This window comes from Microbacterium sp. B24, from assembly GCF_000333415.1.
GTDB lineage: Bacteria > Actinomycetota > Actinomycetes > Actinomycetales > Microbacteriaceae > Microbacterium.
Genome location: NZ_BADB01000366.1, coordinates 1 through 1,782 on the forward strand (window position 1 = coordinate 1; position 1,782 = coordinate 1,782).

Below are 1,782 nucleotides of genomic sequence, written 5' to 3' on the forward strand. Positions count from 1 at the left end.
AACCGGGGCTTGAGATTTCCGCCGACCCCGCCGATTCCCCACGATCGACCGTGCTTGAGCAGGTCGCGAACGGCGTGTCGTTGCGGATGGCGGTGCTGTACCTGGTGCTGGCCGGAGAACGTTCCGGCGAGCGCGACACGAACGCAGAGGAGCACACCCCGTGACGGTTCGACACCCCTCGGCGCGCCCGACGATCATCCGCGGGGCCCGTGTGGGCGACGAGGCGGCGACGGATCTCCTTCTCGAAGACGGCCTGATCAGTCAGGTCGGCAGCGGCCTGAGCCGCGCCGGCGCCGACATCGTGGATGCCGACGGCCTGATCGCCCTGCCGGGCCTGGTCGATCTGCACGTGCACCTGCGCGAGCCCGGCTACGAGGCGTCGGAGACGGTGCTGACCGGCTCGCGCGCCGCGGCCGCCGGTGGCTTCACGACCGTCTTCGCCATGCCGAACACCTCGCCCGTCGCCGACACCGCGGGCGTCGTCGAGCAGGAGCTCGCCCTCGGCGAAGCGGCCGGCTACGTGCACGTGCAGCCGATCGGCGCCGTGACCGTCGGCCAGAAGGGCGAGCGGCTTGCGGAGCTCGGTGCGATGGCGTCCTCGCGGGCCCGCGTGCGCGTCTTCAGCGACGACGGCTTCTGCGTCTTCGACCCGCTCATCATGCGTCGCGCACTCGAATACGTGAAGGCATTCGACGGCGTCGTCGCCCAGCACGCGCAGGACCCCCGCTTGACCGAGGGCGCCCAGATGAACGAGGGCTCCGTGTCGGCCGAGCTCGGCCTGACCGGATGGCCGGCGGTCGCCGAGGAGTCGATCATCGCCCGTGACGTCCTTCTCGCCGAGCACGTGGGCTCGCGCCTGCACGTGTGCCACCTCTCGACGGCCGGTTCGGTCGACATCATCCGCTGGGCCAAGAAGCGCGGGGTGAACGTGACCGCCGAAGTCACCCCCCACCACCTGCTGCTGACCGAGGAGCTCGTGCGCGGCTATGACGCCCGCTACAAGGTCAATCCGCCGCTGCGGCGCGACGAGGACGTGCAAGCGGTGCGCGAAGGCCTCGCGGACGGCACGATCGACATCGTCGCGACCGACCACGCGCCGCATCCGGCGGAGGCGAAGTCGTGCGAGTGGCAGGCGGCGGCCAACGGCATGGTCGGGCTGGAATCCGCCCTGCGCGTCGTGCACCAGGCGATGGTGCAGACGGGGATGCTGTCCTGGGACGACGTGGCCCGCGTGATGTCGGCCGCCCCGGCGCGCATCGGACGGCTCGAGGATGCCGGCACGCCGCTGGCCGTCGGCGCCCCGGCATCCCTCACGCTGTACGACCCCGCCCCGGTGCGGACGTTCGGCCGCGACGACCTGAGGGGACGCAGCATCAACTCGCCCTACCTCGGACGGGAGCTTCCCGGCGAGGTGCGGTGGACGTTCTTCCGCGGAGCCGCGACGGTCACCGACGGCGTCGTGGCCCCGACCATGGGGGAGGTGCGCGCATGAACCGCGAAGGTGCCCTTCTCGTCATGATCGCCGTCGCGGTCGCCCTCCTGGCGCTCGGGGCATTCGCGTGGCGACGACGATCGCGGCGGGATGCCGGGATCGTCGCGCCCTTCGGTGAGGCGCCGGATGCCGCTGCCGTCCAGACAGCGACGAGCGGGTTCTACGTCGCCACCACGCGGCACGGCGACGCGCTCGAACGGCTCGCCATCCGCGGACTGGGCTTCCGCTCGCGCGTCGACGTCACGGTCACCGACCGGGGCGTCGCGCTCGACCTCGTCGGTCAGCCGCGG

2 protein-coding genes and 1 pseudogene are annotated in these 1,782 nt (G+C 71.9%); all 3 read left to right on the forward strand.

Translation table 11 applies throughout. The annotated features are described in order from the left end of the window. A pseudogene (locus I5I_RS17580) lies at positions 1-164 on the forward strand (aspartate carbamoyltransferase); the annotation flags it as partial. After that, the gene (locus I5I_RS09475; protein WP_187289932.1) at positions 161-1,492 is read left to right on the forward strand and encodes a dihydroorotase; all 1,332 of its coding nucleotides are present in this window, start codon (positions 161-163) and stop codon (positions 1,490-1,492) included. The pseudogene I5I_RS17580 and the gene I5I_RS09475, both read left to right, overlap by 4 nt. Then, the coding region (locus tag I5I_RS09480; protein ID WP_036318713.1) for a PH-like domain-containing protein at positions 1,489-1,782 on the forward strand (294 nt) is incomplete at its 3' end. The genes I5I_RS09475 and I5I_RS09480, both read left to right, overlap by 4 nt.